27 protein-coding genes are annotated in these 26,915 nt (G+C 68.6%); 21 read left to right on the top strand and 6 right to left on the bottom strand.

Annotation, left to right across the window (positions count from 1 at the left end):
* Positions 1-30 precede the first annotated feature (30 nt).
* From WA670_RS40010 to WA670_RS39975, 8 genes are all read left to right on the top strand, one after another.
* Positions 31-486 (top strand): Na+/H+ antiporter subunit E, encoded by a 456-nt coding sequence (locus tag WA670_RS40010; RefSeq protein ID WP_336161293.1) that lies wholly within the window; start codon positions 31-33, stop codon positions 484-486.
* A complete protein-coding gene (locus WA670_RS40005; protein ID WP_336161291.1) occupies positions 483-734 on the top strand; it encodes a monovalent cation/H+ antiporter complex subunit F in 252 nt (83 codons plus the stop codon). The genes WA670_RS40010 and WA670_RS40005 overlap by 4 nt, the downstream gene beginning before the upstream one ends.
* Complete coding sequence (locus tag WA670_RS40000; RefSeq protein WP_336161289.1) at positions 731-1,030, top strand: cation:proton antiporter; 300 nt, start codon at positions 731-733, stop codon at positions 1,028-1,030. Before WA670_RS40005 ends, WA670_RS40000 begins: the two co-directional genes overlap by 4 nt.
* Positions 1,027-1,263 (top strand): Na(+)/H(+) antiporter subunit B, encoded by a 237-nt coding sequence (locus WA670_RS39995; RefSeq protein WP_037810690.1) that lies wholly within the window; start codon positions 1,027-1,029, stop codon positions 1,261-1,263. The genes WA670_RS40000 and WA670_RS39995 overlap by 4 nt, the downstream gene beginning before the upstream one ends.
* The gene (locus tag WA670_RS39990; RefSeq protein ID WP_134669271.1) at positions 1,260-1,973 is read left to right on the top strand and encodes an MnhB domain-containing protein; all 714 of its coding nucleotides are present in this window, start codon (positions 1,260-1,262) and stop codon (positions 1,971-1,973) included. The genes WA670_RS39995 and WA670_RS39990 overlap by 4 nt, the downstream gene beginning before the upstream one ends.
* Positions 1,970-2,323 (top strand): NADH-quinone oxidoreductase subunit K, encoded by a 354-nt coding sequence (locus WA670_RS39985; RefSeq protein WP_078870357.1) that lies wholly within the window; start codon positions 1,970-1,972, stop codon positions 2,321-2,323. The genes WA670_RS39990 and WA670_RS39985 overlap by 4 nt, the downstream gene beginning before the upstream one ends.
* Positions 2,324-2,325: 2 nt before the next feature.
* Positions 2,326-4,107 (top strand): complex I subunit 5 family protein, encoded by a 1,782-nt coding sequence (locus WA670_RS39980; RefSeq protein WP_336161285.1) that lies wholly within the window; start codon positions 2,326-2,328, stop codon positions 4,105-4,107.
* Between the two features lie 71 nt (positions 4,108-4,178).
* The gene (locus WA670_RS39975) at positions 4,179-4,616 is read left to right on the top strand and encodes a PPOX class F420-dependent oxidoreductase (protein ID WP_336161283.1); all 438 of its coding nucleotides are present in this window, start codon (positions 4,179-4,181) and stop codon (positions 4,614-4,616) included.
* A gap of 7 nt (positions 4,617-4,623) precedes the next feature.
* Here the strand turns inward: WA670_RS39975 and WA670_RS39970 are convergent, their stop codons facing one another.
* Complete coding sequence (locus WA670_RS39970; protein ID WP_199817499.1) at positions 4,624-4,815, bottom strand: DUF2795 domain-containing protein; 192 nt, start codon at positions 4,813-4,815, stop codon at positions 4,624-4,626.
* A 72-nt stretch (positions 4,816-4,887) separates the two neighbouring features.
* Here WA670_RS39970 and WA670_RS39965 point away from each other — a divergent pair, with 72 nt between their 5' ends.
* Positions 4,888-5,247 carry a VOC family protein gene (locus tag WA670_RS39965; protein WP_051728778.1) on the top strand — a complete coding sequence of 120 codons (360 nt, stop codon included), beginning with the start codon at positions 4,888-4,890 and terminating at the stop codon, positions 5,245-5,247.
* A gap of 37 nt (positions 5,248-5,284) precedes the next feature.
* Here the strand turns inward: WA670_RS39965 and WA670_RS39960 are convergent, their stop codons facing one another.
* Genes WA670_RS39960 through WA670_RS39940 form a run of 5 tightly spaced genes read right to left on the bottom strand, consistent with a single transcriptional unit; the run spans position 5,285 to position 10,363 of the window.
* Positions 5,285-7,081 (bottom strand): AMP-dependent synthetase/ligase, encoded by a 1,797-nt coding sequence (locus tag WA670_RS39960; protein WP_336161279.1) that lies wholly within the window; start codon positions 7,079-7,081, stop codon positions 5,285-5,287.
* Between the two features lie 43 nt (positions 7,082-7,124).
* The gene (locus WA670_RS39955) at positions 7,125-7,625 is read right to left on the bottom strand and encodes a flavin reductase family protein (protein ID WP_134669279.1); all 501 of its coding nucleotides are present in this window, start codon (positions 7,623-7,625) and stop codon (positions 7,125-7,127) included.
* Positions 7,618-8,385 carry an enoyl-CoA hydratase/isomerase family protein gene (locus tag WA670_RS39950; protein WP_134728965.1) on the bottom strand — a complete coding sequence of 256 codons (768 nt, stop codon included), beginning with the start codon at positions 8,383-8,385 and terminating at the stop codon, positions 7,618-7,620. Before WA670_RS39950 ends, WA670_RS39955 begins: the two co-directional genes overlap by 8 nt.
* On the bottom strand, positions 8,382-9,194 hold the full coding sequence (locus WA670_RS39945) for an enoyl-CoA hydratase/isomerase family protein (protein ID WP_336161277.1): 813 nt from the start codon (positions 9,192-9,194) through the stop codon (positions 8,382-8,384). Before WA670_RS39945 ends, WA670_RS39950 begins: the two co-directional genes overlap by 4 nt.
* Positions 9,191-10,363 carry an LLM class flavin-dependent oxidoreductase gene (locus tag WA670_RS39940; protein WP_043839824.1) on the bottom strand — a complete coding sequence of 391 codons (1,173 nt, stop codon included), beginning with the start codon at positions 10,361-10,363 and terminating at the stop codon, positions 9,191-9,193. The genes WA670_RS39945 and WA670_RS39940 overlap by 4 nt, the downstream gene beginning before the upstream one ends.
* Before the next feature lie 117 nt (positions 10,364-10,480).
* Here WA670_RS39940 and WA670_RS39935 point away from each other — a divergent pair, with 117 nt between their 5' ends.
* From WA670_RS39935 to sbnB, 12 genes are all read left to right on the top strand, one after another.
* Entirely contained in the window at positions 10,481-11,239 is a 759-nt protein-coding gene (locus tag WA670_RS39935; protein WP_336161274.1) for a creatininase family protein, read from the top strand.
* Positions 11,240-11,248: 9 nt separating this feature from the next.
* Complete coding sequence (locus tag WA670_RS39930; protein ID WP_043839820.1) at positions 11,249-11,845, top strand: TetR/AcrR family transcriptional regulator; 597 nt, start codon at positions 11,249-11,251, stop codon at positions 11,843-11,845.
* Positions 11,846-12,761: 916 nt separating this feature from the next.
* On the top strand, positions 12,762-13,445 hold the full coding sequence (locus WA670_RS39925; protein WP_336161271.1) for a FadR/GntR family transcriptional regulator: 684 nt from the start codon (positions 12,762-12,764) through the stop codon (positions 13,443-13,445).
* 59 nt (positions 13,446-13,504) lie between these two features.
* Positions 13,505-14,665, top strand: a complete 1,161-nt coding sequence (locus WA670_RS39920; RefSeq protein ID WP_336161269.1) for a CynX/NimT family MFS transporter — start codon at positions 13,505-13,507, stop codon at positions 14,663-14,665.
* Positions 14,658-15,095, top strand: coding sequence for a MarR family winged helix-turn-helix transcriptional regulator (locus WA670_RS39915; RefSeq protein WP_336161267.1), 438 nt, complete (start codon positions 14,658-14,660; stop codon positions 15,093-15,095). The genes WA670_RS39920 and WA670_RS39915 overlap by 8 nt, the downstream gene beginning before the upstream one ends.
* A gap of 119 nt (positions 15,096-15,214) precedes the next feature.
* On the top strand, positions 15,215-16,465 hold the full coding sequence (locus WA670_RS39910) for a bifunctional 3,4-dihydroxy-2-butanone-4-phosphate synthase/GTP cyclohydrolase II (RefSeq protein ID WP_336161265.1): 1,251 nt from the start codon (positions 15,215-15,217) through the stop codon (positions 16,463-16,465).
* 129 nt (positions 16,466-16,594) lie between these two features.
* Positions 16,595-16,978 carry a histone-like nucleoid-structuring protein Lsr2 gene (locus tag WA670_RS39905; RefSeq protein ID WP_043839812.1) on the top strand — a complete coding sequence of 128 codons (384 nt, stop codon included), beginning with the start codon at positions 16,595-16,597 and terminating at the stop codon, positions 16,976-16,978.
* 1,110 nt (positions 16,979-18,088) lie between these two features.
* Complete coding sequence (locus tag WA670_RS39900) at positions 18,089-18,676, top strand: nitroreductase family protein (protein ID WP_037810670.1); 588 nt, start codon at positions 18,089-18,091, stop codon at positions 18,674-18,676.
* Positions 18,677-19,752: 1,076 nt separating this feature from the next.
* Positions 19,753-22,254, top strand: coding sequence for a Pls/PosA family non-ribosomal peptide synthetase (locus tag WA670_RS39895; RefSeq protein ID WP_336161262.1), 2,502 nt, complete (start codon positions 19,753-19,755; stop codon positions 22,252-22,254).
* A gap of 32 nt (positions 22,255-22,286) precedes the next feature.
* Positions 22,287-24,770 (top strand): non-ribosomal peptide synthetase, encoded by a 2,484-nt coding sequence (locus WA670_RS39890; protein ID WP_238605559.1) that lies wholly within the window; start codon positions 22,287-22,289, stop codon positions 24,768-24,770.
* Positions 24,771-24,805: 35 nt separating this feature from the next.
* Positions 24,806-25,819 (top strand): TauD/TfdA family dioxygenase, encoded by a 1,014-nt coding sequence (locus WA670_RS39885; RefSeq protein ID WP_051728773.1) that lies wholly within the window; start codon positions 24,806-24,808, stop codon positions 25,817-25,819.
* Positions 25,816-26,883 (top strand): 2,3-diaminopropionate biosynthesis protein SbnB, encoded by a 1,068-nt coding sequence (sbnB, locus tag WA670_RS39880; protein ID WP_238605558.1) that lies wholly within the window; start codon positions 25,816-25,818, stop codon positions 26,881-26,883. The genes WA670_RS39885 and sbnB overlap by 4 nt, the downstream gene beginning before the upstream one ends.
* Positions 26,884-26,915: the final 32 nt, after the last annotated feature.

Genomic DNA, 26,915 nt, shown 5'->3' with positions numbered 1-26,915 from the left:
GAAGTGGGTAGCCCCTGCCCGAGGTGAGACATGCGCGCTGCGATCGAGATTCTGCTGTGGTGGCTTGCCCTGACCGGGCTGTGGACCCTCACGCTGTCCACCCCGTCCGCACCGGAACTGATCGTCGGCGCCGGTGCCGCGGCGGTCTGCGCGATCGCCGCCCGTTCCGCACGCCGGGCGATGCACGGTGCGTGGCAGCTCAATCCGAACTGGCTCACCTGGCTGGCACCGCTGCCCAAAGCCGCCGTCAGCGAATCCGTCGCCGCATTGCGCATGGTCTTCCCACGACCCTCCGCCGGAAAGTGCGAAAAAATCACCGTCCCAGCCGAACCGCGCGCGCAGCACGAAGCACGCCTCGCCATCGCGACAGTGGTCGTCGGCTGCACTCCGGGCGCGATGGTCGTCGCGAGCCCGCCAGACGACACTGACCTCGTCATCCACCGGCTGCTCCCCGGCTCCTCGACCCTCGATCGGGTGACGCGATGACGTGGCTGCTCCTCGCCGCGCTGCTCCTGATGGCAGGCGGCCTCGGCACCTCGTTGTGGCTGGCCGCCCGGGGCACCGCGATCGAACGCCTCGCCGGGATGCAGTTCGCCGGCACCGTCACCGTCCTGACGCTCCTGCTGCTCGTCCAGGCATACGGCCCGTCCAGCGCTGTCATCCTCCCCCTGACGCTGACCGTCCTCGCCTTCGCCGGAACGCTCGTCTTCGCGCGGCTCCTGGGGACCCGATGACCCTCGCCGCGCAGATTCTCGTGTTCGCCGGGGTGTTCGTCGTCCTCGCCTCGGCCGTCGGCCTGCTGCGCGCGAGAGACCTGCTGACCCGCCTGCACCTCCTCACCCCGGCGACCACGCTCGGCGCGCCGCTCATCGGGGTCGGGCTCGTCCTGGTCAACGGCGTCCACCTCGGCTCGGGCGCGATCCTCGCGACGGTCGTCCTGCTGGCGGTCACCAGTCCGATCCTGCAATCGGCCACCGCCCGGCTCGAAGCCCGCCACCGCGGCGAGATCGACGAGGACCTCCCCTCATGACAGCCGCCGTGCTGCTCGTCGCCCTCGCACTGGTCGCCGTGGCCGGTTTCGCCGTCGTCGCGACGCACGACCCGAAGCGGCAAGCGATCACGCTCACGGTGTTTTCCCTCTGCCTCACAGTGCTTTTCGTAGTTTTCCAAGCACCGGACGTCGCGCTGTCCGAACTCGCCGTCGGCGCGGCGATCGTCCCGCTGCTCGTCCTGCTGACCCTGCGGAAGACGGGGAAGCGATGAGGACCCGCGACGTCGTCGGAGCCGCCGGGCTGGCCGGGGTCGCGGCGCTGTTCATCGCCGCGTTCACCCGGATGCCCGCCGCCGGATCCGCGAGCCACGTTTACCGGGACCTGGTGCTGCCGATGGGGTTCCGGGAAATCACCCCGAACCTGGTGTCCTCGATCAACTTCGACCTCCGCGCGCTCGACACCCTCGGCGAGGAAACCATCGTCGCCGCCGCCGTCGTCGGCACGCTCGCGCTGCTGCAACCGCCCGAGAAGGAGCCGGAAACGGACGGGACCGGCTACGTCCTGCCCGCCGTGAAGCTCGCCGGTTTCCTGCTCCTGCCGGTCTCGGTGCTGCTGGGCATCGACATCGTCGTGCACGGGCACCTGACGCCCGGCGGCGGTTTCCAAGGCGGCGTCGTCCTCGCCACCGGCTGGCATCTGCTCTACCTCTCCGGCAGCTACCGCGCGCTCGCCCGGCTGCGCCCGATCGACTGGTGCGAATACGCCGAAGCGGCGGCCACCGGCCTGTACGTCGTGACCGGCCTGCTGGGACTCGCCATCGGCGGCTCGTTCCTCGCGAACGTATTGCCACTCGGCCAATTCGGCTCGCTGCTGTCGTCCGGGACCGTTCTCGTGCTGAGCGTGCTGATCGGCATCGAGGTCGCTGCCGGATTCGTCGTCCTGCTCTCGCGGTTCTTCGTGCACGGGCTGGAGGAACAGTGACGGGCGTGGTGTCGGCGGCCTGCTATGGCGTGGCGGCGTGGCTGTTGCTGCTCGGCTGCGCCGGGATCATGCGCAGCCGCCATCTCGTGCACACCGTGGTCTCGCTGTCGGTCGCGCAATCCGGCACGTATGTCCTGCTGCTCGCGATCGGCTACCAGGACCAGGCCACCGCCCCGATCGTCTCGCAGGGGCAGGCGCAGCCGGTGGTCGACCCGATGGTGCAGGCCATGACGCTCACCGACATCGTCGTCTCGGCGACCATCACCGCGCTCCTGCTCGCCCTGACGCTGCAGATCTCGCGCCGCCACGGCACGGTCGATCCCGACGAACTGCGGGCCCTGCGCGGCTGACCATGACGACCCTGCCCGCACTCGCCATCGCCGTCCCGCTGCTCGCCGCCTGCCTGCTGCTCGGTCTCGGCGGCAAACTCCCCCGCGTCGTCGTCGACGTGACGGCCACGGTGACCGCGGCGGCGGTGTGCGTACTGTGCGTGGTCCTGCTGACCGCCGCGCACCACGAGCGGGTGGTCAGCTGGCTTGGCCGCCAAGGCCCGGAAGGCACCCACTCGGTCGGCATCGTGCTCGTCGCGGACGGGCTGAACACGACGTTCGCCGTGCTGGCCGCGTTCCTGACCGTCTGCGCGCTGCTCTACAGCTGGCATTACTTCGAGGCCGTCGAAGCCCGCTACCACGCGATGATGCTGCTCTTCCTGACCGGCATGATCGGCTTCCTCTTCACCGGCGACCTGTTCACGCTGTTCGTGTTCTTCGAGCTGATGAGCGGCGTCGCCTACGCGCTGACCGGGTACCGGATCGAGGAGGCGGACTCGGTGCAGGGCGCGCTGAACTTCGGCGTGGTCAACTCGCTCGGCGCGTACTTCACGCTGATGGGCATCGGCCTGCTCTACGCCCGCGGCGGCCAGCTCGGGCTCGCGCAGCTGGGCGTCGCGCTCGACGGCCGTCCGGCGGACGCGCTGGTCATCGCCGCGTTCGTGTTGGTGTGCACCGGATTGCTGGTCAAAGCCGCGAGCGTGCCGTTCCATTTCTGGCTCGCCGACGCGCACGCCGTCGCTCCGACGCCGGTGTGCGTGCTGTTCTCCGGCGTCATGGTCGAACTCGGGCTTTACGGCGTGCTCCGCGTCCGCACGACCGTGTTCGGGACGGTGCTCGATGACGCCACCGTCAGCCGGATCTACCTCACCGCCGGGATCGCCAGCGCTGTCCTCGGTGCCGTGCTGTGCTTCACTCAGCGGCATCTGAAACGCTTGCTGGCCTACTCGACCATCGCCCACATTGGACTGTTCCTCTGTGGACTCGCCGCCACCGGCGGCGAAGCGACCGCCGCGTTCGTGCTCTCCGTGCTCGGACACGCCGGAGCAAAGGGCGCGCTGTTCCTGCTGACCGGCGTGTTGAAGGACCGCTACGGCAGCGTCGACGAAGACGATCTCTTCGGCCGCGCAACACATTCACGGACCGAAGCGGTGCTGTTCCTCATTGCCGCAGCCGCCCTCGCCGGGTTGCCGCCGTTCGGCCTGGCGCTCGGCAAAGACGCCGCCGAACACGCCGGTCCGGAGTGGCTGATGATCGTGTTCGCGATTATTTCCGCGCTAACCGCCGCGGCAGTGCTGCGCGCCGGGCTCCGAGTCTACTTCGGACTCGGCAGGCCGCCCGACGACGATTCCGAGGACACGACGCCCGGTTCCGGCGAGGAACCCGAGACCGGCCGGCCGATCGAACGCACCCCGATCCCGATGCTGGCCGCCATCGTCGTCCTGCTCGCTTTCGCGCTGGCCGCCGGGATCGTGCCGTGGATTCGCGACGTCGCCGCGGCCGCCGGTGCGCAGGCGGTCGACCGCGCGGGATACCTCCACGACGTCCTGCCGACGCTGCCTTCGCCACTCCCCGCGACGGCGCCCGAACTGTCCTGGACCGGCCCCGGCCTGCTGTCCGCCGCCGCGACCGCCGTCCTCACCCTCGCCGCCACCGCGCTCGCCCTGTGGTCGCGACGCCGTGCCCCGAAACCGGTGCACGAAGCCCTCACCGTCCTGCACCGCGCGCACTCCGGCCAGGTCGGCGACTACGTGGCGTGGCTGCTCGCGGGCGTCGCTGTCCTCGCCGGGCTGGTCTGGATCTGACGTCGCGTTTACCCGCCGGTCGGCCGGGCTACCCGCAGGGCGGCCCGTGACGTCGACCGTGAGGAGTTGCCGTGCCCGCCAGCACCGCCGACGGCCCGAAACTGCTGCCCGAAACCGAAGAGCTGGCCACCGGCAAGAACTTCGCCGCGGTCACCACGGTGCTGCCGAGCGGCAGGCTGCAGACGCAGATGATCTGGGTGCACGTCGAGAACGGCAGGATCGTGCTCAACACCGAAACCCACCGGGTGAAGTACCGCAACGTCGAGCGCGACGACCGGATCACCGTCCTCATCCGAGACGAGCAGGACCCGTACCGGTACGCGGAAGTCCGCGGCCGCGTGACCGGCATCGAGACCGGCGAGCGAGCGCGGTCGCAGGTGGACCAGCTCGCCCGCAAGTACACCGGCGACGACTACCCGCCGGACGCGATCAAGTCCGAACGCGTCATCCTCCAGGTCACCCCGGAGCGGCAGACGTTCATCGACCAGAAGAAAGGCGTCGCGGACTGAGGCGCCCTCACCCGTGCGGGTCGATGTCGTCGCCGAGCAGCCGGTGCACCGCGTCGAGGTTCTCGTACCGCTGCTCGGGCAACTTGCCGAGATGCCCGATGACGTCGTCCCCGGCCCCCTTCGCGGCGGCCCGGCGGAGGAGTTCGTCGCGCTCGCACGGGTACTCGACTTCCGTTAAATACTCCCGGACGTCAGACATGGCGCTCCCTTCCTCGGGTTCTCCCTCCGGCATACCCGCCCGCTCCGGGATCATGCGGGTTAGGCTCGGCTGGTGAACGAATCCCCGGAACCGGCCAAGATCGGGAACGTGCTGCATCCCGTCGCCGACGTCAGCTCAGCCGTGCGGTTCTACGCCACGACCTTCGGCCTGTCCGCGAAATTCGTCGACGGAGACCGCTACGCAGCCCTCGACGCGGGCGGAACGACCCTCGCCCTCGCCGGCCCGGAAGAGGACGTCACCGACGGGGTTCCGGCCGCGTCGTTCAAGGTGCCTGACGTCACTGCCGCGCTGACCGCTCTGGTCGCCGGTGGTGGAACCGTTGTCCGGCAACCGGAACAGGGCCCGCACGAAGTCCGTGCAGTAGCCCGCGATCCGTGGGGCAACACCATCGTCGTCTACGGACCCCAGTAACAGAACCGCAGCGGGACAATGTCCCGCTGCGGTTCGCCTACCGCGGCCTCCGTACGTGGTCCGCGATCGCCGCGTCGTCGTCCGCGTCGTACATCTCGTCGATCAGCCCCGCGAACGAACCCACCACCGCCGCGCGCTTGACCTTCCCGTTCGCCGTCCGCTCGCCTCGCGAAGCTTCCAACGGCCGCGGCAGCACCCGGAAATCCTTCAGCTGCTCCGCCCGCGCGAGGTCCGCGTTGACCCGCTCCACCTCGGCCCGCAAGCGCCCGTCAAGCTCCGCGCTCACGGCCGCGCCCGGTTCGATCAGGACGGTCAGGTACTTCCGCCCGTCGCCGACCACGATCGCTTCCTCGATGAGCACGCTCTCCTTCAGCCGGATCTCGATCGGCTGCGGGTCGACGGTCTTGCCGCCCCGGGTGATGATCACGTCCTTCTTCCGCCCGATCAGCCGGATGTCCCCGTCGGCGGTCCGCTCCATCAGGTCGCCGGTGCGGAACCAGCCGTCCTCGAAGACCGCTTCGGTTTCGCCGGGGTTCCGCCAGTACCCGCTGAACAGCAACGGCGCGCGGATCAGCATCTCCCGGTCGCCGGCGATTTTCACCTGGTAGCGCGGGTCCGCGAACTCCCGGCCGATCCGCCCCGGGCGCGGGAACGGCTGCCCGAACTGCCCGATCGGGCACCCGCCGGTCTCGGTGAGCCCGTAGTTCTCGCGCAGGTCGAGGCCCCAGATCTGCCACAGCGCCACGACGCTTTCCGGCATGGCCGCCGAAGCCGTCCACGCGACGCGCAGCCGGTCCATGCCGAGACTTGCCCGCAGCGGAACGAAAACTGCCCGAACCGCGACGGCGTAAGCAATCCTCAGCGGCACCGGCGCACGACGGCCGGACCACCGCCGCTCAGCCATCCGGCGGCCGATCCGCATCGCGGCCCGGTACGCGAGGCGGCGGATTCCCGTCCAGGACTCAGCGAGGGCGATCAGCTCGGCGGCGAGCTTCTCGTAAAACCGAGGCGGCCACAGCACGACCGTCGGCCGTACCGCGCGCAGCACCTCGCCGTAGTCCTCGATCCGGCAGAAGGTCACGACCAACCGCGTGTGCAACGGGGTGAAAACGAGCAGCACCGCGGGCGCGACGTGCGCCAGCGGCAGGAACCCGACGACGTCGTGCCGCTCGGTCCGGCTCTCCGGGTACAGGCCGATGACGCTCTGGATCGCGTGCTGGAGCGTGCGGTGGGAATGGGTGACGCCCTTGGGCGCTCCGGTGGAGCCGGACGTGTAGAAGAGGACGGCCGGGTCGTCGAGCGTCGTGGCGGCGATCAGCTCTGCCAACGCGTCTGGTTCCCCGGCCGCGCGCAGGTCGTCCCAGCTCACGCCGGTGATCCCCGCGGGCAGGTCCGGTGGAGCCGCCTCGATTCCGGCGACCAGCCGCAGGTCCGGAGTGTTCCCGGCGATCTTCGCGACCTTGGCGAGTTCCGTTTCCGTCTCACCGATGAACGCGACCGCCTCGCTGTGGGCGAGCACCTGTTCGATCTCGGCAGGCGAGTTGGTCGGATACACCCCGATCACGACCCCGCCGACGCTCTGCACCGCCAGCGCGGCAAAGACCCATTCCGGACGCGCGCTGCTCATCACCGCGACCCGGTCGCCGTGCCGGACCCCCTGCGCGACCAGGCCGAACGCGAGTTCGCGCACCCGCTCCAGGTAGGTCCGCCAGGTGATCGCCCGCGTCGCCCCGCCGCGCGAATACCGCAGCGCGACGGCGTCCGGCTCGCGGCGGGCGCGGTCGAGCAGCAGGCCCGGCAGCGTCCGCTCCGGTTCGAACTCGGTCAGCTCCATGACCTGCCCTCTCTTCCCGCCGCGAGCCCGGCTCCGGCGGCGCTCACGCGGCACGCTCGCCGAGGTGGAGGAAGTCACCCCGGTACCACGTCACGGGCCGCCCGCCGCCGACCCGCGCCTCGCGCACCCGGCCGATGAGGATCACGTGATCCCCGCCGGGCACCGCCTGCTCCAGTTCACAGCGGAGGATCGCCGCCGCGTCCGGAAGGAGCGGATGGCCCTGGTCGTCGAACTCGAAGCTCCCGTACGCGAACTTGTTCTCGCCCTTCGTGGCGAACCGCGTCGCCAGCTCGGCGTGCGAGGGAGTCACCACGTTCACGACGAATCGCTCGGCCGCCATGAAAACCGGGAAACACGTCGCGCCCCGGTCGAGGCACACGAGCACCAGCGGCGGATCGAGCGACAGCGAAGCGAAGGAACTCGCGGTGAATCCGTGCAGCGTGCCGTCCTCGCCGCGGGTCGTCACGATCGTGACGCCGGACGGGAAACGGGACAGCGCCGAACGGAAGACGGCCGGGTCCAGATCGTGCGATACGTCAGCCATTCCATGCCTCCCGGGCAGCTCGTGCGGCAGGGTCGGTGAAAACTGTTCGCGCGTCGGCGGCCGTGACCTGCAGTTGTTTCTCGTCCGGCCAGCCGGCGGTTTCCTGGAGGAGAGCCAGTTTCAAGGCCGCGAACACCGCGGGCGGTTTCGCCGCCGCCGCGCGTGTGTGTGCGGACGCGGCCTCCAGCAACTCCCCCGGCTCAACCACTTCGTCAACGATGCCCAGCGCTTTCGCCTCGGACGCGTCGACGGATTCCCCGCCCAGCAACAGCCGCCGGGCGCCACGGTCGCCCAGCACCTCGCGGACGCGGGCGATCCCTTTCACCGCAGGCAACATCCCGTGGTCGACCTCGGGGAAGACGAACCGCGCTCGCGATGACGCGTAAACGAAATCGGAGAACAGCGCCATCTCGATCCCGCCGCCGACGCACCAGCCGTTCACCGCGCACACCAGCGGCCGGGGATAGTTCTCCAGTGCGCAGAGCAGCGCGTGGAACGCGGTCATCCGTTCGGCCATCGACTCGGCGTCGTAACCGACCGCTTCCTTGAGGTCGCCGCCCGCGCAGAAGAACCGGTCGCCCGCGCCGGTCAGGACGACGGCGGGAGCGTCCGGGCCATGGGCGAGGTCTTCCAGCGTCGTGGTCAGCCGGCTGATCAGCGAGTTGCTGAGCGCGTTCGCGGGCGGACGGCTCAGGGTCAGGACCACCGCGCCGTCCGTTTCCCTGGACACCTGGACGGCGCTGAGCGAAGCGGTGGTCATGTCGCCGGTACGCCGGAAGCGGACGGGAAAACCGGAGCACGCTTTTCCCGGAATGCTTGGCGCGCTTCCCGGTAATCAGCTCCGGCGAAGTCGAGAATTTCCAGCGCGCCGGACAACTCGTGCTGCGGCAACGCATTCGTGAGCCACATGTTGAGCGCGCGTTTCGTGAACCGGAGCGCCTGCTGCGATCCCTGCGCGAGCTGAGAGGCGACCTCCAAGGCACGCGGGAGCACTTGTTCGCGAGGCACGGCCAGGCTCACGAGCCCGATCCGTTCAGCTTCCGCTCCGGTCAGTTTGTCCGAGGTCAGCACGTAATACTTCGTCTTGGCCATCCCGACCAGCAGCGGCCAGATCAACGCGGCGTGGTCGCCCGCGGTCACGCCGACCTTGGTGTGGCCCTCGATCAGCACCGCGTCTTCGGCGGCAATGCTGATGTCCGCGAGCAACGCCGTCGACAGGCCGTAGCCGACCGCCGGTCCGTTGATCGCGGAAATGATCGGCTTTTCGATCCGGAGCACCGTCGAAATCCGCCGGCGCTCGGATTCCAGCATCGCGAGCGCCGCTTCCGGCGTCGGATCGGGTTCGCGCACGTCCATTCCGGTGCAAAACGCCTTGCCCGCCCCGGTCACCACGACGACCCGCGTCTCGTCGTCGCGCTCCACGTCGGCCCAGATCTCGCTCAGCTCGTCGAACATCGGCATCAGCAGCGCGTTGTACCGCTCGGGCCGGTTGATCGTGATCAGCAGGACGCCGTCGGCCGGGCGCTCGACGAGCACGTTTCCGCTGCCGTGCTGGTAAAGGCCGCTCATCGGACTGCCTCCGCGGTCTGGTTCTCGGACTGGAACCGGCGCAGCGCTTCCTCGTGCGCCGGACGCGCGGCGCGGATGCCGGCCAGCACGTCGTCGGCAGGGCGCACCACGTTGCGCGGATGCTTGAACCGCGGGATCACGTACTTGCCGAACAGTTCGATCGACCGCATCAACTGGTCGTGCGGGAGACTGTCCACTCGCAACACCAGCGACTCCACGCCCATGTCCGCGTACCGCTGGACGTGCTCGACGCAATGCTCCGGGTCGCCGACGAGGAAGCCCTGCGAGCGCTCGAACAGGTATTCCTCGTCGCTGAAATCGACGTCGTTGATCGCGCCCATGTAGGCGTAGTCCTGGGAAAGCTTCGCCAGCCGCCCGTACGCGTCGGTGGAAAGCTTGGACATCTCGAACAGCGGCCGGGCCTGTTCGCGGGCCAGCGCGGTCGTTTCGGCGCAGTGCATGCCACCGCTGACCAGCACCATCTTGCGCGGCGTGATCGGGTACGGGTGGGTGGTGGCGGCGAGGGTCTCGTCGTAGAGCTTCAGCATGTTCTCGACGAGGTCGTAGCCGAGGTAGAACCCGCCCATGATCGCGCCGATGCCCATCGCGGCGGCGGTTTCGACCGAACTCGGGCTGCCCGCGGCGACCGAGATCGGCGGGTACGGCGCCTGCAACGGCTTCGGCACCAGGCTGCGCGGCGGGATCTTGTAGTGCTCGCCCACGAAGGAGAACGGATCGTCGAGGAACGCCCGGCGGATCAGCTCGATCCCTTCGCGCCACTGGGATTTGTTCTCCGTCGGGTCCACCTCGAACGCCCGCAGCGCGAGCGTCGTGTTGCCGCGGCCGGTGCCGAGTTCGATCCGGCCGTTGGACAGGATGTCCTCGGTCGCGATCCGTTCCGCGACGCGCAGCGCGTGGTTCATGCGCGTCGGCAGCAGCGTCACGAGGTGGATGAAGCGGATCCGGCTCGTGAGCGCCATCAGGTACGGGTAGAGCACCTCCGGCGCGGACACGGTCGCCGTGCCGATGGCGACGTGCTGTTCGGAACTCCCGAACGCGTCGAAGCCGACCTGCTCGGCGAGCAGCACCTCCTCGACCAGCTCCCGGTAGCGGTGTTCGTGGGTGAGCCCGACCGGGGTGTCCCCCTCCGACATGAGGATGAAGTCCATGATCGCCCCTTCCAGCCGATGTTATTGCTCGATAACATAAGGCGCAGAGAACCCGTGGTCAAGGCTCTACCGTGGAGGAAACGTGTTACTTGCTACTAACTTTGCCTGGAGGAAGGCATGAGCGAGCTGCGGATCGAGCACCTGACCTCGCCGGAAATCGCCGACGCTCTGGCGAGCGGCATGCGGACCGCGATCCTCCCGCTGGGAGCTACCGAACAGCACGGCGCGCACCTGCCGCTCTCAGTCGACAGCGACCATGCCGACCGGCTGGGCGTGCTCGTGGCGGAGCGGCTCGGCGATGCGCTCGTCCTGCCGACCGTGCGCCTTGGCTGCTCCGCCCATCATCTCGGCTTCCCGGGGACGTTGTCGGTGCGGCCCGAAACACTGGAAGCCATCTGTTTCGACTGCTGTGAAAGCCTTGCTGTACATGGGTTTCGGCGGGTGTTGATCTTCTCCGCGCACATCGGCAACTATCCGCTGCTGAGCGAGATCGAGGCGAAGCTCTCCTCGCGTCTGACTGCTGAGCTGGACGTGGTCGCGTTCGCCGACTCGGCCGCGGTGCTCGATGCCTGGCGCACTGCCGTCGCCGATCTCGCCAGCCAAGTCGGCGGACACGCTGATGTCGCCGAAAGTTCGATCATGCTCGCGCTTCGACCGGAGGCGGTGCGCGCTGATCGTGCCACTCCTGGCCTTGCCGAGCCGATGGACGATGCCCTGCTGGCTCGGGTATTAACCGGAGGCGTCAAGGCAGTTGCTCCGAACGGGGTGCTCGGCGATCCGCGCGGGATGTCTTCCGACCTGGGCTTTGCCTGCCTCAGCGCGGTCGCGGCCCTGCTGGCGGAGCACGCGGCGGCTCGTTATCGGCCTCTCACCTAGACTCGGGTCATGACGAGCTCATCTCGCGCCGCGTCGCCGCGTTCCTCGCGCAGGCAGACGCTGATCAAGGTCGCCGGCGAGTTGTTCCACGAGCGGGCTTTCGACGCGGTCACCACCGAGATGATCGGTGCGCGGGCTGGCGTTACCGGGCCTGCTCTTTACCGGCATTTTCCCAGCAAGCAGGCGTTGCTGATCGCGGTGCTCGAGGATCCGTTGAAGGATTTGCTGGCCAATGCGCGCGAGACTGCGGCGGAGGTTACTGATCCACGCAAGGCGCTTGAGGCAATGATCGACTATCACGTTACGCGGAGTCTGCAGAACGTGCCTTCTACGTTGGTGTTCTTGAAGAATGAGCACAACGTGCCCGAGGAGGAACGGCATCGGATGCGGCGGATGATGCGGCTCTACGCTGAGGAGTGGAGTGCACTGGTGGAGCGGTTGCGGCCGGATTTGTCGGATGCGCAGAATCGGGTTTTGACGCATGCTGTGTTTTCTATGATTAATTCGGTGCCGCAGTTTAATAGCGGGCTGGATGTGGAGAGTGTGGCGTCTACTATTCGTACTGCGGCGGTTAATGCGTTGCTTGTGCCTGCTGGGGGTGTCTGATCTCCGGGGGTGTCGGCTCGTCGCCTGGCGGCGACATCGGCCTCTTGGTTGCGTGGGGCACCCCGAAGCTTGATTGTGCTGACGGTCGGTGGGTGCTTGTCAAGGCGGGAAAGATGCCTTGACAAGCACCCACCGACCGCAGAGAGGCTTCGTATCGGGGTGCGCGGGAGGGGCTGGGTGCCTCGATGTTTTGGGTGCAACGGCGGCGGTTGGATGGTGGGGCTCGCGCCCCAATGAGGTCTTTCCGGTAGCGCGGTGGGCGGTGGCTGGGTGGCCGAGCTAGTGCCGCAACGAGGTTCCCCCGGCAGCGCGGCGATGGGCAGTTGAGTGGCAGAACTTGTACACCGATGAGGTTTCCCGGCAGTCCGATGTTCGGCTGCCAGGCCCTGAGACTCACGGCCCCACTGAGGTTTCCCCAGCAGTGCGATGTGCGGCGGCCCGGCGTTGGGACTAGCCCACCAATGAGGTTTCCGGCAGCGCGGCGCCTGACGGTTGGGCGGTGGGGCTCACGGCCCCACTGAGGTTTCCCCGACTGCGTGGTGCGCGGCGGGTCGGCGGTAGCTGTGCTGGCCAAGGCCCTGCGGAGCACCAGTCGAGGAGACGCGCCGGGCTGCCCCTCTCTCGATGAGGTCCGTGAAGGGCTCCTTGAGGGAATCTGATTCCTTCAAGGAGCCCTTCACGGACCTCCCCACCGCGCGCCCGCCGCCGCAGGAAGGGTGGAACCCTCCGCGAGCGCAGTGCGCGGGGCTGCCCTGGTCGATGGGCGCGATACGGCCCGCGAGAACGTCCGTGAGGGGAACCCCCAGGGAATCAGAGTCAATGAGGGGTCCCCTCACGCACCTTGGGACCGCAGCGGATCAGAGCCGGCGACCCTGCTCACATTCAAATGTCTGACATTCGGTGTTAGGGTCACCTTATGAACGATCTTCGGGCACCCCATCGGGTCGCCAGTCTTGCCGCGCAGCTTGTGGACACCTTGCGGGAGCAGATCGCCTCCGGGGAATGGCCCGTCGGGATGCGGATTCCGGCGGAGAATGACCTGGTCAAGCAGCTTGGCGTCGGGCGGACGACGGTGCGGGAGGCGCTTGGCGCGCTGGTGCATCTCGGGCTGCTGGAGGCTCGGCGCGGCGACGGGACGTACGTCCGCGCGTCCAGTGAGATGCAGTCCGTCTTGATGCGGCGGGCCAGTTCCTCTCGGCGGGGCGACGTGCTGGAACTGCGGGCCGTGCTGGAGGAGTATGCCTCTGGGCTGGCTGCGGTGCGTCGCAGCGATGACGACCTCGCCGAGTTGCGGCATCTGCTCGAAGAGTCCGAGAAGCGAGACGACACCCGGACGGCTGCCGAGGCGGACGTTCGTTTTCACCAGGCCGTCGTGAACGCGGGCAGGAATTCCCTGCTTACCGAGGTGTACGACGTCCTCAGCGCGTCCGTTGTCGAGCAGATCGGCGACACTCTTTGGACTGATGAAACCGCCGACGAGCACGCTCGGTTGCACCGGCAGCTGATTGACGCGATCGCTGCGCAGGACGAGGTCGGGGCGCGTTACTGCGCGGCCGAGATCGTGAAGCTCACCGGGGCCGGGGCGGAGCGGGAGAAGTGACGGCCGAAGTTGAGGCGCCGTCGGTCGTGAAGAGAGCGGTCACCAAATCTGAGTGGTCCGTGGGGCTGTTGCTCGCGATCCTTCTCGTGGCCGCCAATTTGCGCGTGACGTTGACTGGCGTCGGCACGTTGCTGCCTGCCATCGAACACGACACGGGGCTGCCTGCGTCGGCGGGCGGCGTGTTGAATACATTGCCGTTGTTGATGTTCGCCGTGACTTCGCCGCTGGTCGGGCGCGTCTCGCATCGGATCGGGTCTACGCGGTTGCTCGTGCTTTCGCTGGCGGTGCTGGCGGTGGGCACAGTGGTTCGGTCGCTGCCGTCGGTTGCCTGTTTGTTCGTCGGGACGGTGTTGCTGTCCGCGGCGATTGCGGTCGGGAATGTCTTGCTGCCGACAGTGATTCGCGCTCACGTGCCAGCCTCGCGAATCCATACTGTCAGCGCGCTTTACGTCACGGTCATGGGTGTGGTCGCGGCGGTGTCGTCCGGGATTTCCGTTCCGCTGGCGGGAGTTTTGCCGGGTGGCTGGCATTCCGCGCTGGGCTGGGGCGTGGTCGTCGCGTTGGCCGCGCTGGCGGGATGGCTGCCGAGGCTGCGCGGTTCGCGGCCGGATGCCGGGGCGCGGACGGGCAGTTCGCACGCGCCGACGCCGTGGCGATCTTGGCTGGCATGGCAGGTTTCCCTGTTCATGGGCCTGCAATCGCTCGCTTTCTACACCGCCGTCGCGTGGCTGCCCAGCATCCTCATCGGGCAGGGCATGAGCACCGCGGCGGCCGGCTGGATGCTGTTCTACTACCAGCTCGTCGCACTCGCCACCGGCATGGTGCTGCCCCTGCTCACCCGGGGCCGGGCCGACCAGCGGTTTCCGGCGGCCGCCGCCTCGGCGGTCACTGCGGCTGGGTTCGCGATTCTTCTTCTGGCACCCGGAATCGCGATCGTCGGGTGCACGTTGCTCGGACTGGGCAGCGGGATCTGTCTCGTGCTGGCGCTCAGCTTCCAGAGCCAGCGCGCCACCGGTCCGCGCGAGACGACTGCGCTGGCGGGGATGGCGCAGTCCATTGGCTACCTGGTCGCGGCGGCCGGACCGCTGGTGCTCGGCATCCTCCACGACGCCACCGGAAGCTGGTCCGGCGCGCTCGTCGCGCTCACCGCGTTGAGTGTCGTGATGATCTTCACCGGGTACGGAGCCGGGCGCGACCGGCACGTTCGCGCTGATGTCTGACCTCGACCTCGCCGACCAGGTGACGCACCAGCTTCTCGTCCTGACGCGGCTGGTCAAGCGAGCGGAAGCAGCGCCGGACGAGCCGATGTGCTTGCCGCTGCTGGCCATGCTCGCCGAGGAGGGTCCGTTCCGGGCCGGGGAAATCGCCGCGGTGCTAGGCGTGAACCCTTCGACGGTCAGCCGCCAGGTCGCCGGGCTGGTGCGGTCCGGGCTGGTCGAACGCCGGGCCGATCCCGAGGACGGGCGGGCCAGCCCGCTGGCCGTCACGGCCGCGGGACGGCGGGTCCTCGACCTCGAACGACGACGACGGGCCACGCAGGTCGGCGACGCTCTCGCCGCGTGGTCCCCGGAGGCCCGGGCGCGGTTCGCGGACCTGCTCGGATGTTTCGTCCGCGATCTCCGGCAGTCGGGCGTGCTCCCTGCCGAGTGAGCAGAATCCCTTCCGCTCGATGTTATTGACGGATAACATTGAGACATCGATAGTTCCAGTTCAGCTCGCTCCGATGGTTATTGCACAGTAACTCCGGGCGAGATTCAGGGAGGTTCGCCATGCTGGATACCGCGGACAGCGTGCGCGCGGCCGTGTTCGCGCTCGAGGAAGGCCGGATGGTCGTGGTCGTCGACGATCACGACCGGGAGAACGAGGGCGACCTCGTGCTCGCGGCCGACAGTGTCACTGCCGAGCAGATGGCCTTCCTCGTCGCGCACACCACCGGAATCGTGTGCGCGCCGATGACCGGGGAACGCGCCGACGCGCTCGCGCTCCCGCCGATGGTGGCGGAGAACAGGGACGCGCACGGCACCGCGTTCACCGTCTCCGTGGATCACACGGACGCCGGGACCGGAGTGTCCGCGACGGCTCGTACGCTCACCTGCCGCGCACTGGCCGATCCGGCCACGACGCCCAATAACCTTCTCCATCCGGGCCACATCTTTCCTTTGCGGGCACGAGACGGCGGCGTGCTCGTCCGGGCCGGGCACACCGAAGCCGCCGTCGATCTGCTTCAGCTGGCTGGCCGGGCACCGGTCGGTGTCATCAGCGAACTGATCGGCCCGGACGGCGAAATGCTGCGCGACGAGGCCGTACCCGAGTTCGCCGCGGAACACGATCTGCCGGTCGTCGCGATCGCCGATCTGATCCGGCATCGACGCCGGACCGAGCGGCTCGTCGAACCGGTCGCGACCGCCTCGATGCCGACCGCCTTCGGCGATTTCCGCGCGGTCGCGTACCGGTCCGAAGTGGACGGAGCCGAACACCTCGCCCTCGTCATGGGCGACGTCGCCGCGGCCGGTCACTCCGAGCGAGGCGTGCTGGTGCGGGTGCACAGCGAGTGCCTGACCGGCGACATCCTGGGCTCGTTGCGCTGCGACTGCGGCACTCAGCTCGAACAAGCGATGCGCGCGGTGGCCGACGAGGGTTGCGGGGTGATCGTTTACCTGCGCGGCCACGAGGGGCGCGGGATCGGGCTGGCGCACAAGATCCAGGCGTACGCCCTGCAGGAATCGGGTCTCGACACGGTCGACGCCAATGTCGCGCAGGGTCTGCCCGTGGATTCCCGCTCCTATGATTCCGGGGCGCAGATCCTCGGCCATCTCGACGTCCGGAGAGTGCGATTGATCACCAACAACCCGGAGAAATACCGCGGACTCGGCGAATACGGGCTGCGGATCGTGGAGCAGGTCTCGCTGCGCGCGGTCGAAACTCCGCAGAACCTGCGTTACCTCCGCACGAAACGCGACCGGATGGGCCACCGCTTCGGCGCGTTGACCGATCCAGTGCCGGAGCAGAAAACTTCCTGACCCTTGTTACCCGGCGGGCGGCCGGTTCTCCCCCGCGGACGGCCGCGCATTGTCTCCGGCGACCAGCCACAGTGGACTCCTGTTATGGTCTGCGGTGACCACGTCCCGTTTCCAGGAGGAGCCGCCGCGATGGCACAGAAAGTCCTCGTCGAGATGATCGACGACCTCGACGGGTCCGAAGCCGGGCAGACCGTCCCCTTCGGACTCGACGGCGTCCAGTACGAAATCGACCTGTCCGACGAAAACGCCGCCGCCCTGCGCGACGAACTCTCGACGTTCATCGCCGCCGCCCGCCGCACCGGCGGCCGCAAGACGACCGTGCGCGCCACGGCCGCGCCGACCGCCGAGGAACGCGAACGCTCCAAGGCGATCCGCACGTGGGCGCTGGACAACAACTGGGCCATCGCCGAACGCGGCCGCATCCCGCGCGAGGTGATCGCCGCCTACGAGGAAAGCCAGAAGCCGGAGCCGAAACCCCGCAAGCGCACCGCGAAAAAGCGCGCCGGGAAATAAGGGCTCGGGCTCGGCGGGTTCCGGATTGATCATTTCGGGAAAGGCCGGACGAGGCGTTCGCTCCCCCGCCGGAGTTCCGGTGCCCGGAACCCAGTCCTCCGCGCACGAAGAAAACACGCGCCCGGCCGCAGGCTAATGCCTCCGGCCGGGCGGTGTTTTCCGGGTGGGAACGAATGAGGGTTTTTCGGCTCCGGCGAGTTCAGGTTCCGGCCTCCGGACGGTTCGGCGGCCGTGCCCCAGATTCCGGCACCCGGCCAGGTCGGCAGTCGCGCGCCAGGTTCCGGTGCCCGGCCAAGTCGGCAGTCGCGCGCCAGGTTCCGGGGCCCGGCCAGGTCGGCAGCCGCGCGCCAGGTCCCCGCACCGGCCAGGTCGGCGGTCGTGCCCGGCTCACTGCCCAGATCAATGCGCGGGCCACGATTGAGTGGATGGCGGGCAGCGCGCGGACCTCGTTGAGCGGATGGTGCCTCGGTTGAGCGGATCGCGGGCAGCGCAGGTCGCGGCTGAGCGGATGGGGTAGCGCGCAGGCCGCGGTTGAGTGGATGGCGGGTAGCTCCCCAATGTGGCATTGGGTGCGTCAGATGCACCCAATGTGGCGTTCGGTGCGTGGGATGCACCCAATGCCGCATTGGGGCGCATTGCTGGCGGCGGGACGTTTCGCGGACAGCACGGCCGACCCTCCCCGTCACCGGCAACGGATCCCGTCCCATCACGCGCCCATCACCGGCCCCGTGCCATCTCTGGCCCGTCCCATCACCTCACCGGCCCGCAGTGCCGGTGACGGCACCGCCCCATCACGTGCCCGCGGTGCCGATAACGACACCGCGGGCCAGCACCACCGGCCTCGCCCTCCCATCACCTCACCAGTCCCAGCCCCATCACCTCACCGGCCCTGGGCCCCGTCACCGGCAACGGCAACATCGCGTGCGAGACTCCAAATCCACCGCGCCGCGTTCGTCCGCACTTCGCAAAGCAGCCTTCTCGACCGCCGTCGACGGAGGCCTCTCCTCGGCTCGCCGGACCGCCGCGTCCGGCTCCTCGCCTGCCGAAATCTCACCGTGAGCAGCGGAAGGCCGCTACAGTTGCCCGAAAACGCCGTTACAGGGGGCAACCGTGGAGTTTCAGGAAGTAGTGCGGCGCAGGCGGATGGTGCGCAAGTTCACCGACGAGCCCGTGGCCGAGGAGAGCCTCCGCCGGATCATGCGCAACGCGCTGCGCGGGCCGTCCGCCGGGTTTTCGCAGGGGCAGGCGTTTCTGGTGCTCCAGGGCGACGACGTGCGGCGGTTCGCCGACACCCTCGAGTCCTGGACGCTGGGCGACGACACCAAGGCCGCGCCCGTGATCGTGATCCCGTTCTCGGTGAAGGACGTCTACCTCGACCGCTACGCCCAGCCGGACAAGGGCTGGACCGACCGCAGCGAGGACCACTGGCCGGTGCCGTTCTGGTACATCGACACTGGCATGGCCGTCCTGCTGATCCTGCAGACGGTGGTCGACGAGGGGCTCGGCGCGGTGTATTTCGGCATCGGCGCCGAGGATTTCGACAATCTGCGTGCCGAGTTCGGCATCCCCGACACCCACGAACCGATCGGCGCTATCGCCATCGGCCACGACGCCGACGCCAAGATCTCCGCCGGCGCCTCCCCGGCTACCCGCCGCCGGAAGCCGGAGACCGAGACTGTCCACTACGGACAATGGTGAGCCTTCTCGCCAGGGGAAGCCGGAGACTCTGAGCGTCCACTTTGGATGCCGCTGGACCGGGCTCGCGCCGTCGTCGAGGTTCAGGAACACCTCGGCGGCGGCCAGCAGGGCCTGAGTTGATCTTTCCAGCACGGGAGAACAGGGCCGCCCGCCGCGCAGAGAGCGCGGCTTGAGGCGGCCGCGGGTCTCCACCTGTCCGGGCAAGGGCACCGCCGCGTCGCCTGGATGTCAGGGCGGGCACACCCGGACAACACGAAAATGTTTCGGGAGCGCCGGAAAGCCGCGAGAAGCGACATAATTCCTGTCACCAGTCCGACGTTTCGCTTCACCTCGACCACTGGGCGCGAAAAGACCGCACCTGGCCGTTTTCATCCGGGAAAGCCCCGGTGCGAGCTTCCGGCGGAACCGGCCGCCCAGAGGCACACCCCCGGAAAAACGCACCGGAGCAACATCGTTCCGGCCGAACAGCGCAACCGCACCGGCCGTCTGCCGCACGGTTCACCTTGTTGGCATAAACCCCGGGAACAAGACCGCAATTCCCTCGAAAGTGCCACCAATCCCGCGAAGCAGCACTTGCATATTCCAGACCGACGCGGAATGTCACCCAATTCGAGGACCAAGGAACCTTGACGGCCGCCCGGCACGATCGCGACGAGCCGGGACACCGCCTCCGGACAGCGACTTCGCGCCACTCTTCGTGCCACGGATTTCACCCCAGCGGAGCAGTTCGGCGTGCGCCGACCGGGTAATCCGGGCCCCGGAAGAAGGGAAATCCTGGTAACATCGCCCGTGCGGAGGATCGGTTTGCGGTAAACGCACGACGACGATCAGACTTCACCGGAACCCTTCGCCGGATCGTCCCGGATCCGTCGACAGCTGCCACTGGCTGTTGAAAAACAAAGGGTATTCACGGCATAAGTCCTCTTTGCCAGATAAATGGCCGTTCGCGTGGTCTAGACCTCAATATCCAGCCGTGCCGTATTTGTCAGCCGCGACACGCATCGAACAGGTCACGAAATTGTCAACACCGACGTCCGTAGGTTACGTCGGCGTTACATCCACCGATCATTAGGAATATGGATCTCACCGAGTACCCGACCGCCCGCCCCGGTCCGGCACCCGACACCGAGGAAGCATTCGCCCAGGTGATGGCCGACGTCACCGGGCAGGAAAACGTGTCGGTCGACAGCAACTTCTTCGCCGATCTCGGGGCCAACTCGCTCGTGCTGGCACAGTTCTGCGCGCGAGTGCGCAAGCGTGCCGATCTTCCCGCGGTCTCCATCAAGGACATTTACCGGAACCCGACCATCGCCAGTCTCGTCTCCGCTTTGTCCGAAACGGAGGAGGTCCCCGCCGAGGCGCCGGCCCCGGCCCCCGCGGCGCCGGCGAAGCGGGCGAGCGGGCTCGAATACTTCGGCTGCGGAATCCTGCAGCTGGCGGTCTTCCTGGCGTATTCCTGGCTCGTCGCCCAGGTGCTCGGCGCGGGCGCCGACTGGATCGTGGCCGGGACCGGCCTGCTCGACGAGTACCTGCGCGCGGTCGGGTTCGGCGCGATGGTGCTGGCCGTTCTGTGCACCCTTCCGATCGCGCTCAAATGGATCCTCGTCGGCCGCTGGAAACCGAGGGAGATCCGCGTGTGGACCCTCGGCTACGTGCGGTTCTGGGTGGTCAAGACCCTCGTGCAGCGGAACCCGCTGGTCCCGCTGTTCGTCGGCTCCCCGCTCTATTCGCTGTACCTGCGCGCGCTCGGCGCGAAAATCGGCAGGGGCGTCACGATTTTCTCGCGATTCGTCCCGGTGTGCACCGATCTGCTCACCGTCGGGGAAGGCGCGGTGGTCTGCAAGGACACCTACTTCACCACCTACCGCGCGCAGAACGGGCTCATCCGGACCGGGCCGGTCACGATCGGCGCGCACGCGTACGTCGGCGAGATGGCCGTGCTCGACATCGAGACCAGGATCGGCGACAACGCCCAGCTCGGGCACGCCTCCTCGCTGCACGCCGGGCAGGCGGTTCCGGAAGGGCAGAGCTGGCACGGCGTCCCCGCCGTCCCCGCCGACGTGGTCTACCGACGCGTCGAACCGCGAGCCTGCGGCAGCGTCCGGCGGGCGTTCTTCGCCGTGCGCCAGACGCTGACCGCGGTCCTCCTCCTGGCTCCGCTGGTGCTCGGCCTGCTCAGCTTCCTGGTGAACACGCTGCCGAACCTCAGCCCGGCGATGGGCCTCGGCTCGGCCGTCATGGACTTCACCTCCCCGAAGTTCTACGGGAAAGCCCTCGTCGTCTCCTTCGTCCTGTACTTCGGCCTGCGGCTCACCGGGTTCCTCATCGTCACCCTGGTGCCGCGCCTGCTGAACCTGGCGCTCAAACCCGGCGAGGTCTACCGCCTCTACACGTTCCGCTACACCGCGCACCGCGCCATCCGCGTGCTCACGAACCTGCGGTTCTTCAAGACCCTGCTCGGCGACAGCTCGGCCATCGTGCATTTCCTGCGCGCGCTGGGCTGCCAGGTCTCCAAGAAAGAACAGACCGGGTCCAATTTCGGGCTCGAGGAGAAGTTCGAGAACCCGTACCTGTTCGAGGCCGGCGCGGGCACGATGGTCGCCGACGGGCTCTCGGTGGTCAACGCCGAGTACACCAGCACCTCCTTCCGCCTTTCACGGGTGCGCGTCGGGGCGCGGAACTTCCTCGGCAACCACGTCGTCTACCCCGCCGGCGCCAAAACCGGGGACAACTGCCTGCTCGCCACCAAGGTCCTGGTGCCGCTCGACGGCCCGGTGCGCGAGGGCGTCGGGCTGCTCGGCTCCCCCAGCTTCGAGATCCCGCGCTCGGTGGAGCGCGACAGCCAGTTCGACCACCCGAAGACCCCGGAGGAATTCCGGCGCAGGCTGGCCGCCAAGAACCGGCACAACGCCGGGGGCATGCTGCTGTACGCCTTGTCCCACTGGCTGTTCTTCTACGGGCTGCTGCTGATGACCTGGGCCACGGACGTCTACTACGACCGGATCGGCGCCCCGCTGTTCGCGCTCGACACGCTGGCCATCCTGGTGTACGGCACGGTTTTCTTCGTCGCCCTCGAACGGATCACCGTGCTGATCCGGCCGCTGCGCCCGCTGAGCTGCTCGATCTACGACCGGCGGTTCTGGCGGCAGGAACGGTTCTGGAAAGCCGCGGCGACGAACGCCCACCTGCGCGTGCTCGACGGGACCCCGTTCAAGGGCGTGCTGTGGCGGCTGCTCGGCATCAAGGTCGGCAAGCGGCTGTTCGACGACGGCGCGGGCATCATCGAGAAAACGCTGGTGCGCCTGGGAGACGACGTCACGCTGAACGTCGGCTCCGTCGTCCAGTGCCATTCGCAGGAGGACGGCGGTTTCAAGATGGACCGCATCTCCATCGGCAGCGGGTGCACGGTCGGCGTCGGCGCACTGGTGCATTACGGCGTGACGATGGGCGACGGGTCGACGCTCGCCCCCGATTCCTTCCTCATGAAGGGCACTGAGGTCCCGGATCGCGCGCACTGGGGCGGGAACCCCGCGCACGAGATCCGGGCGGACCGCCGTCAGCCGGCGGCGAGATCGTGACGGACCACCGACAATCACGGGAAGGACGACCCATGAGAACCGGACTGGGAGCGGTTCGCGAGCATTGGCGCGAAGTACTCACCGCCGGCGGCCGCACCGGCGTCCCGCGCTGGACGCTGGAGGCCGGCTCCGCGATCGGCGACCACGAAACGCCGGTCCCCCGGGGGCTCGCGGCCGCGCTGCGGCTGCTGGCCGAGCAGCTGCGGGTGCCGCTGAGCTCGGTGCTGCTCGCCGCGCACGCCAAGGTCCTCGCCGCGCTGTCGGGCGAGACCGAGGTGTGCACCGGCTACGTCGCCGAGCCGGGCGGGGCGCCGCTGCCCTGCCGGCTCAGCACCGGATCCGGCACCTGGCGCGAGCTGATCGAGCACACCGCGGGAATCGACGCGCAGACTTTCGCCTTCCGGGACTTCCCGGTCGACGAGCTGCGCGCCGAACTCGGCATCAGCGCGCCGCCGTTCGAGACGGTCTTCGACCCGACCGGCACCGACGGCGACCTCGCCGGGGACACCGTGCTGCGGCTGGACGTTTCACCGGACCTGGAGATGCTGCGATTGTGTTTCCGCACCGAGGTGCTGGATTCCGAAGCCGCCGAACGCATCCTCGGCTACCACCTGAGCGCGCTCACCCAGATCCGCACCGATGTCACCGCGTCGCATCGCGAAACGACCCTGCTGTCGGCCGCGGAGCTCAAACTGCAGTTGGAAGGCCTCGCCGGGCCGCACGTCGAAGTGCCGGACCTGCGTTGCCACGAACTGTTCCAGCGCAATGTCGCGCGGAATCCGGACGCGATCGCGGCGGTGCACGGCGACCGGAAGTGGACGTACCGGGAGCTCAACGGGCGCGCGAACCGCCTGGCGCGGGCGCTGATCGCGCGCGGGCTGCGCCGCGAAGGCGTCGTCGCGGTCGTGACCGAACGCAACCTGGACTGGATGGCCGCCGTGCTCGCCGTGTTCAAGGCGGGCGGCGTCTACCTGCCAATCGAGCCGCATTTCCCGACCGACCGCATCGCGACCACGCTGCGCCGGGCCGACTGCGAGCTGGTGCTGACCGAACCGGGCAGCACGACGACGCTGCGCAAGGCGGTCGAATCGCTGCCCGGCGTGCGCACCTTGTTCGTGGACGCCGCGTACGAGGAGAACCACTCCGAAGACGACCTCGGCGTCGCCGTCGAATCCGGCCAGCTCGCCTACATCTACTTCACCTCGGGCTCCACCGGCGAGCCGAAAGGCGCGATGTGCGAGCACGCCGGGATGGTCAACCATCTCTACGCCAAGATCAACGACCTCGGCATCACCGCGGAATCGGTGGTGGCGCAGGTCGCGCCGCAGTGCTTCGACATCTCGTTGTGGCAGCTGGTTTCCGCGCTGCTGGTCGGCGGGACCACGCTGCTGATCGAACAGGACGTGATCCTGGACGCCGACCGGTTCGTGGGCAAACTCGGCAGCGGCGGGGTTTCGGTGCTGCAGGTCGTGCCCTCCTACCTCGAGGTCGTGCTGTCCGCGGTGGACAAGAACCCGGTCGCGCTGCCGGACCTGCGCTGCGTGTCGGTGACCGGCGAGGCGCTCAAAACCGAGCTGGCGCAACGCTGGTTCGCCACGATGCCGGACGTCAAGCTGGTCAACGCCTACGGCCTCACCGAAACCTCGGACGACACCAACCACGAGGTGATGGACCGCGCGCCGACCCGGGAGCGGGTGCCGCTCGGGCCGCCGGTGCAGAACGTGCGCGTGTACGTCGTCGACGAGCGGCTCGACCCGGTCCCGCTCGGCGCGCCCGGCGAAATCGTGTTCTCCGGGGTGTGCGTGGGCCGCGGTTACGTCAACGACCCGGAACGCACCGCGCGGGCGTTCACCGCCGACCCGCACCGCCCGGACGCCCGGCTCTACCGCAGCGGCGACCACGGCCGCTGGCTGCCCGAGGGCAAGCTGGAATTCCTCGGCAGGCGCGATGCGCAGGTCAAGATCCGCGGTTTCCGCATCGAGATCGGCGAAATCGAGAACACGCTGCTGCAGGTGCCCGGCGTGCGCGACGGCGCGGTGGTCGTGGCCGACCGCGGCGGGCAGGGCAAGCGGCTGGTCGCGTTCTACTCCAGTCCGGACCAGCTCGACCACGAGCTGATGCGCGAGCACCTCGGCACCGCGCTGCCGGAGTACATGCTGCCCGCGGCGTTCCACTGGCGCGAGCAGTTGCCGTTGACCGCCAACGGGAAGATCGACAAGAAGAACCTCGCCGCGCTGGCCGCCGAGCTCGACGTCGCGGACGAAGACCGCGACCAGCCGGTCACCGGCACCGAAGAGCGGCTCGCCGCGGCCTGGGCGGACGTGCTCGGCATCCGGGCCGGCCAGGTCGGCCGCCGGGACCATTTCTTCGACCGCGGCGGCACGTCGCTGTCCGCGGTGAAGCTGGCGATCGCGCTCGACCGCGCGGTCTCGATCAAGGACGTCGCCAAGCACCCCGTGCTCGCCGACCTGGCCGCGCTGATCGACAGCCGGTCCCCCGCTTCCGGAAACTCCTGACCCACGCGAACCGCGGAAATCGAAAGGATTCCCCGATGTCGTTGTCCCAATTCCTGCCGAAGACGTCCCCGCCCGAGCCGGATTTCTCTCCCGGGCTGCCCGCGGTGCTGCGGGCCGAGGCGGGCGGCGACCCGGCCGGCTGGGCGAGCACGCACCGGGAGACCGTGCGAAGACTCGTCGCCGAACACGGCGCGGTGCTCGTCCGCGGTCTCGGGCTGGCCGAACGGACCGCGGTCGCGGCCGTGTTCGGGCGGCTGACCGACCTGCTGACGACCGAGCGCGAGGCCTTCGCGCCCCGCACGACCTATCCCGGCGGGGTGCACTCCTCGACCGAATGGCCGCCGAACCAGCCGATGTGCATGCACCACGAACTCAGCTACACCCTGGAATTCCCGGGACTGCTGCTGTTCGCCTGCGTCAGCCCGCCGTCGTCGGGCGGGGTCACCGGGGTCAGCGATTCCACCGCCGTGCTGGCCTCGCTGCCCGCCGACCTGCGCGCGCGGTTCGAACGCGACGGCTGGCTGCTCACCCGCAGCTTCAACGACGAGATCGGGGCGTCGGTCGCCGAGGCGTTCGGCACCGAGGACCGCTCCGCGATCGAGGAGTACTGCCGCGCCAACCGGATCGAGTTCGAGTGGCAGCCCGACGGCGGCCTGCGCACCCGGCAGCGCCGCGACGCGATCGTCGGGCATCCGGTCACCGGCAGGCCCTGCTGGTTCAACCAGATCGCCTTCCTCAACGAGTGGACGATGGCCCCCGAGGTGCACGAGTACCTGGTCGACATCTACGGGGCCGACGGCCTGCCGTTCAACACGCGCTTCGGCAACGGCGACCCGATCGGCGAGGACGTCGTGCAGCTGCTCAACGAGGTGTACGAGGAACACACCGTGCGCGAACCGTGGCAGGCAGGCGATCTGCTGCTGGTCGACAACGTCCGCATCGCGCACAGCCGGGACGCCTACGAGGGCCCGCGCGAGGTGCTTGTCGGGCTGGCCGATCCGGTGCGGCTTTCCGATTGCTCGCTCGCGTCTGAGGGGAAAAATCAGTGACCACGCAATCCTTCACCGCCGGATCCGCTTCGGCGGACCCGGTCGCCGTGCCGCCGTTCGCGGTGATTTCCGGCGCCCAGGTCCAGCAGGCGCTGGCCGGGCGCGAACGCGAGGTCGTCGACCTCGTGGAGACCGCGTACCGGGTGCACGGCTCCGGCGATTCGGTCAACCCGCCGTCCTATTTCCTGCGCTTCCCCGACCGTCCGGCCGACCGGATCATCGCCCTGCCCGCCTCGCTCGGCGGGAAGACCAATGTCGCGGGCCTGAAGTGGATCTCCAGTTTCCCGGGCAACGTCGCCGCCGGGATCCCGCGGGCGTCGGCGGTGCTGATCCTGAACGACCTCGCGACCGGTTATCCGTTCGCCTGCCTGGAAAGCTCCATCATCAGCGCGACCAGGACCGCTGCGTCCGCCGCGCTCGCCGCCGACTGGCTCAGCCGGACCCGGCAGCGGCCCCGGCGCGTCGGATTCTTCGGCGTCGGCCTGATCGCCCGCTACATCCACACCTTCCTCGCCGGGACCGGCTGGGAATTCGACGAAATCAACGTGCACGACCTGCACCCGGACAGCGCCGCCGGATTCCGCGGCTACCTCGAGCAGTCCGGCTTCACCGGCGAGATCAGCGTGCACGAAACCGCCGAGGGCCTGATCCGCGACAGCGAGCTGGTGGTCTTCGCGACCATCGCCGGCGAACCGCACGTGCACGATCCTTCGTGGTTCTCGCACAATCCGCTGGTCTTGCACGTGTCCCTGCGCGACCTGGCCCCGGAAATCCTGCTGGCGTCGGCGAACCTCGTCGACGACGTCGACCACTGCCTCAAAGCCAACACGTCGCCGCATCTGGTGGAGCAGCGCACCGGCAGCCGGGACTTCCTGCTCGGCACCCTCGACGACGTGCTCTCGGGCCGGGTCAGCCCGCCCGCCGACCGGCCGCTGATCTTCTCCCCGTTCGGGCTCGGCGTCCTCGACCTCGCGGTCGGGGCCTTCGTCCACGAGAGAGTGTCCGACGCCGGCGGACTGCACGTCATCGAGGACTTTTTCCACGAACTGCGCCGGTATGGCTGAGCGCCGTCCGCCACTGAGCTGTGCCTGAAGGG

It is taken from the genome of Amycolatopsis sp. VC5-11 (assembly GCF_037034185.1).
GTDB lineage: Bacteria > Actinomycetota > Actinomycetes > Mycobacteriales > Pseudonocardiaceae > Amycolatopsis > Amycolatopsis nivea.
This window is presented reverse-complemented; position numbering and strand designations above follow the sequence as displayed.

Coding starts and splice junctions, on each gene's coding strand:
- WA670_RS39935 (WP_336161274.1), top strand. CDS start 10,481: ATGAGCGAGCTGCGGATCGAGCACCTGACCTCGCCGGAAATCGCCGAC.
- WA670_RS39970 (WP_199817499.1), bottom strand. CDS start 4,815: ATGTCTGACGTCCGGGAGTATTTAACGGAAGTCGAGTACCCGTGCGAG.
- WA670_RS40010 (WP_336161293.1), top strand. CDS start 31: ATGCGCGCTGCGATCGAGATTCTGCTGTGGTGGCTTGCCCTGACCGGG.
- WA670_RS39895 (WP_336161262.1), top strand. CDS start 19,753: ATGGATCTCACCGAGTACCCGACCGCCCGCCCCGGTCCGGCACCCGAC.
- WA670_RS39925 (WP_336161271.1), top strand. CDS start 12,762: ATGAACGATCTTCGGGCACCCCATCGGGTCGCCAGTCTTGCCGCGCAG.
- WA670_RS40000 (WP_336161289.1), top strand. CDS start 731: ATGACCCTCGCCGCGCAGATTCTCGTGTTCGCCGGGGTGTTCGTCGTC.
- WA670_RS39990 (WP_134669271.1), top strand. CDS start 1,260: ATGAGGACCCGCGACGTCGTCGGAGCCGCCGGGCTGGCCGGGGTCGCG.
- WA670_RS39955 (WP_134669279.1), bottom strand. CDS start 7,625: ATGGCTGACGTATCGCACGATCTGGACCCGGCCGTCTTCCGTTCGGCG.
- WA670_RS39940 (WP_043839824.1), bottom strand. CDS start 10,363: ATGGACTTCATCCTCATGTCGGAGGGGGACACCCCGGTCGGGCTCACC.
- WA670_RS39980 (WP_336161285.1), top strand. CDS start 2,326: ATGACGACCCTGCCCGCACTCGCCATCGCCGTCCCGCTGCTCGCCGCC.
- WA670_RS39905 (WP_043839812.1), top strand. CDS start 16,595: ATGGCACAGAAAGTCCTCGTCGAGATGATCGACGACCTCGACGGGTCC.
- WA670_RS39945 (WP_336161277.1), bottom strand. CDS start 9,194: ATGAGCGGCCTTTACCAGCACGGCAGCGGAAACGTGCTCGTCGAGCGC.
- WA670_RS39960 (WP_336161279.1), bottom strand. CDS start 7,081: ATGGAGCTGACCGAGTTCGAACCGGAGCGGACGCTGCCGGGCCTGCTG.
- WA670_RS40005 (WP_336161291.1), top strand. CDS start 483: ATGACGTGGCTGCTCCTCGCCGCGCTGCTCCTGATGGCAGGCGGCCTC.
- WA670_RS39890 (WP_238605559.1), top strand. CDS start 22,287: ATGAGAACCGGACTGGGAGCGGTTCGCGAGCATTGGCGCGAAGTACTC.
- WA670_RS39950 (WP_134728965.1), bottom strand. CDS start 8,385: ATGACCACCGCTTCGCTCAGCGCCGTCCAGGTGTCCAGGGAAACGGAC.
- WA670_RS39995 (WP_037810690.1), top strand. CDS start 1,027: ATGACAGCCGCCGTGCTGCTCGTCGCCCTCGCACTGGTCGCCGTGGCC.
- WA670_RS39885 (WP_051728773.1), top strand. CDS start 24,806: ATGTCGTTGTCCCAATTCCTGCCGAAGACGTCCCCGCCCGAGCCGGAT.
- WA670_RS39930 (WP_043839820.1), top strand. CDS start 11,249: ATGACGAGCTCATCTCGCGCCGCGTCGCCGCGTTCCTCGCGCAGGCAG.
- WA670_RS39910 (WP_336161265.1), top strand. CDS start 15,215: ATGCTGGATACCGCGGACAGCGTGCGCGCGGCCGTGTTCGCGCTCGAG.
- WA670_RS39915 (WP_336161267.1), top strand. CDS start 14,658: ATGTCTGACCTCGACCTCGCCGACCAGGTGACGCACCAGCTTCTCGTC.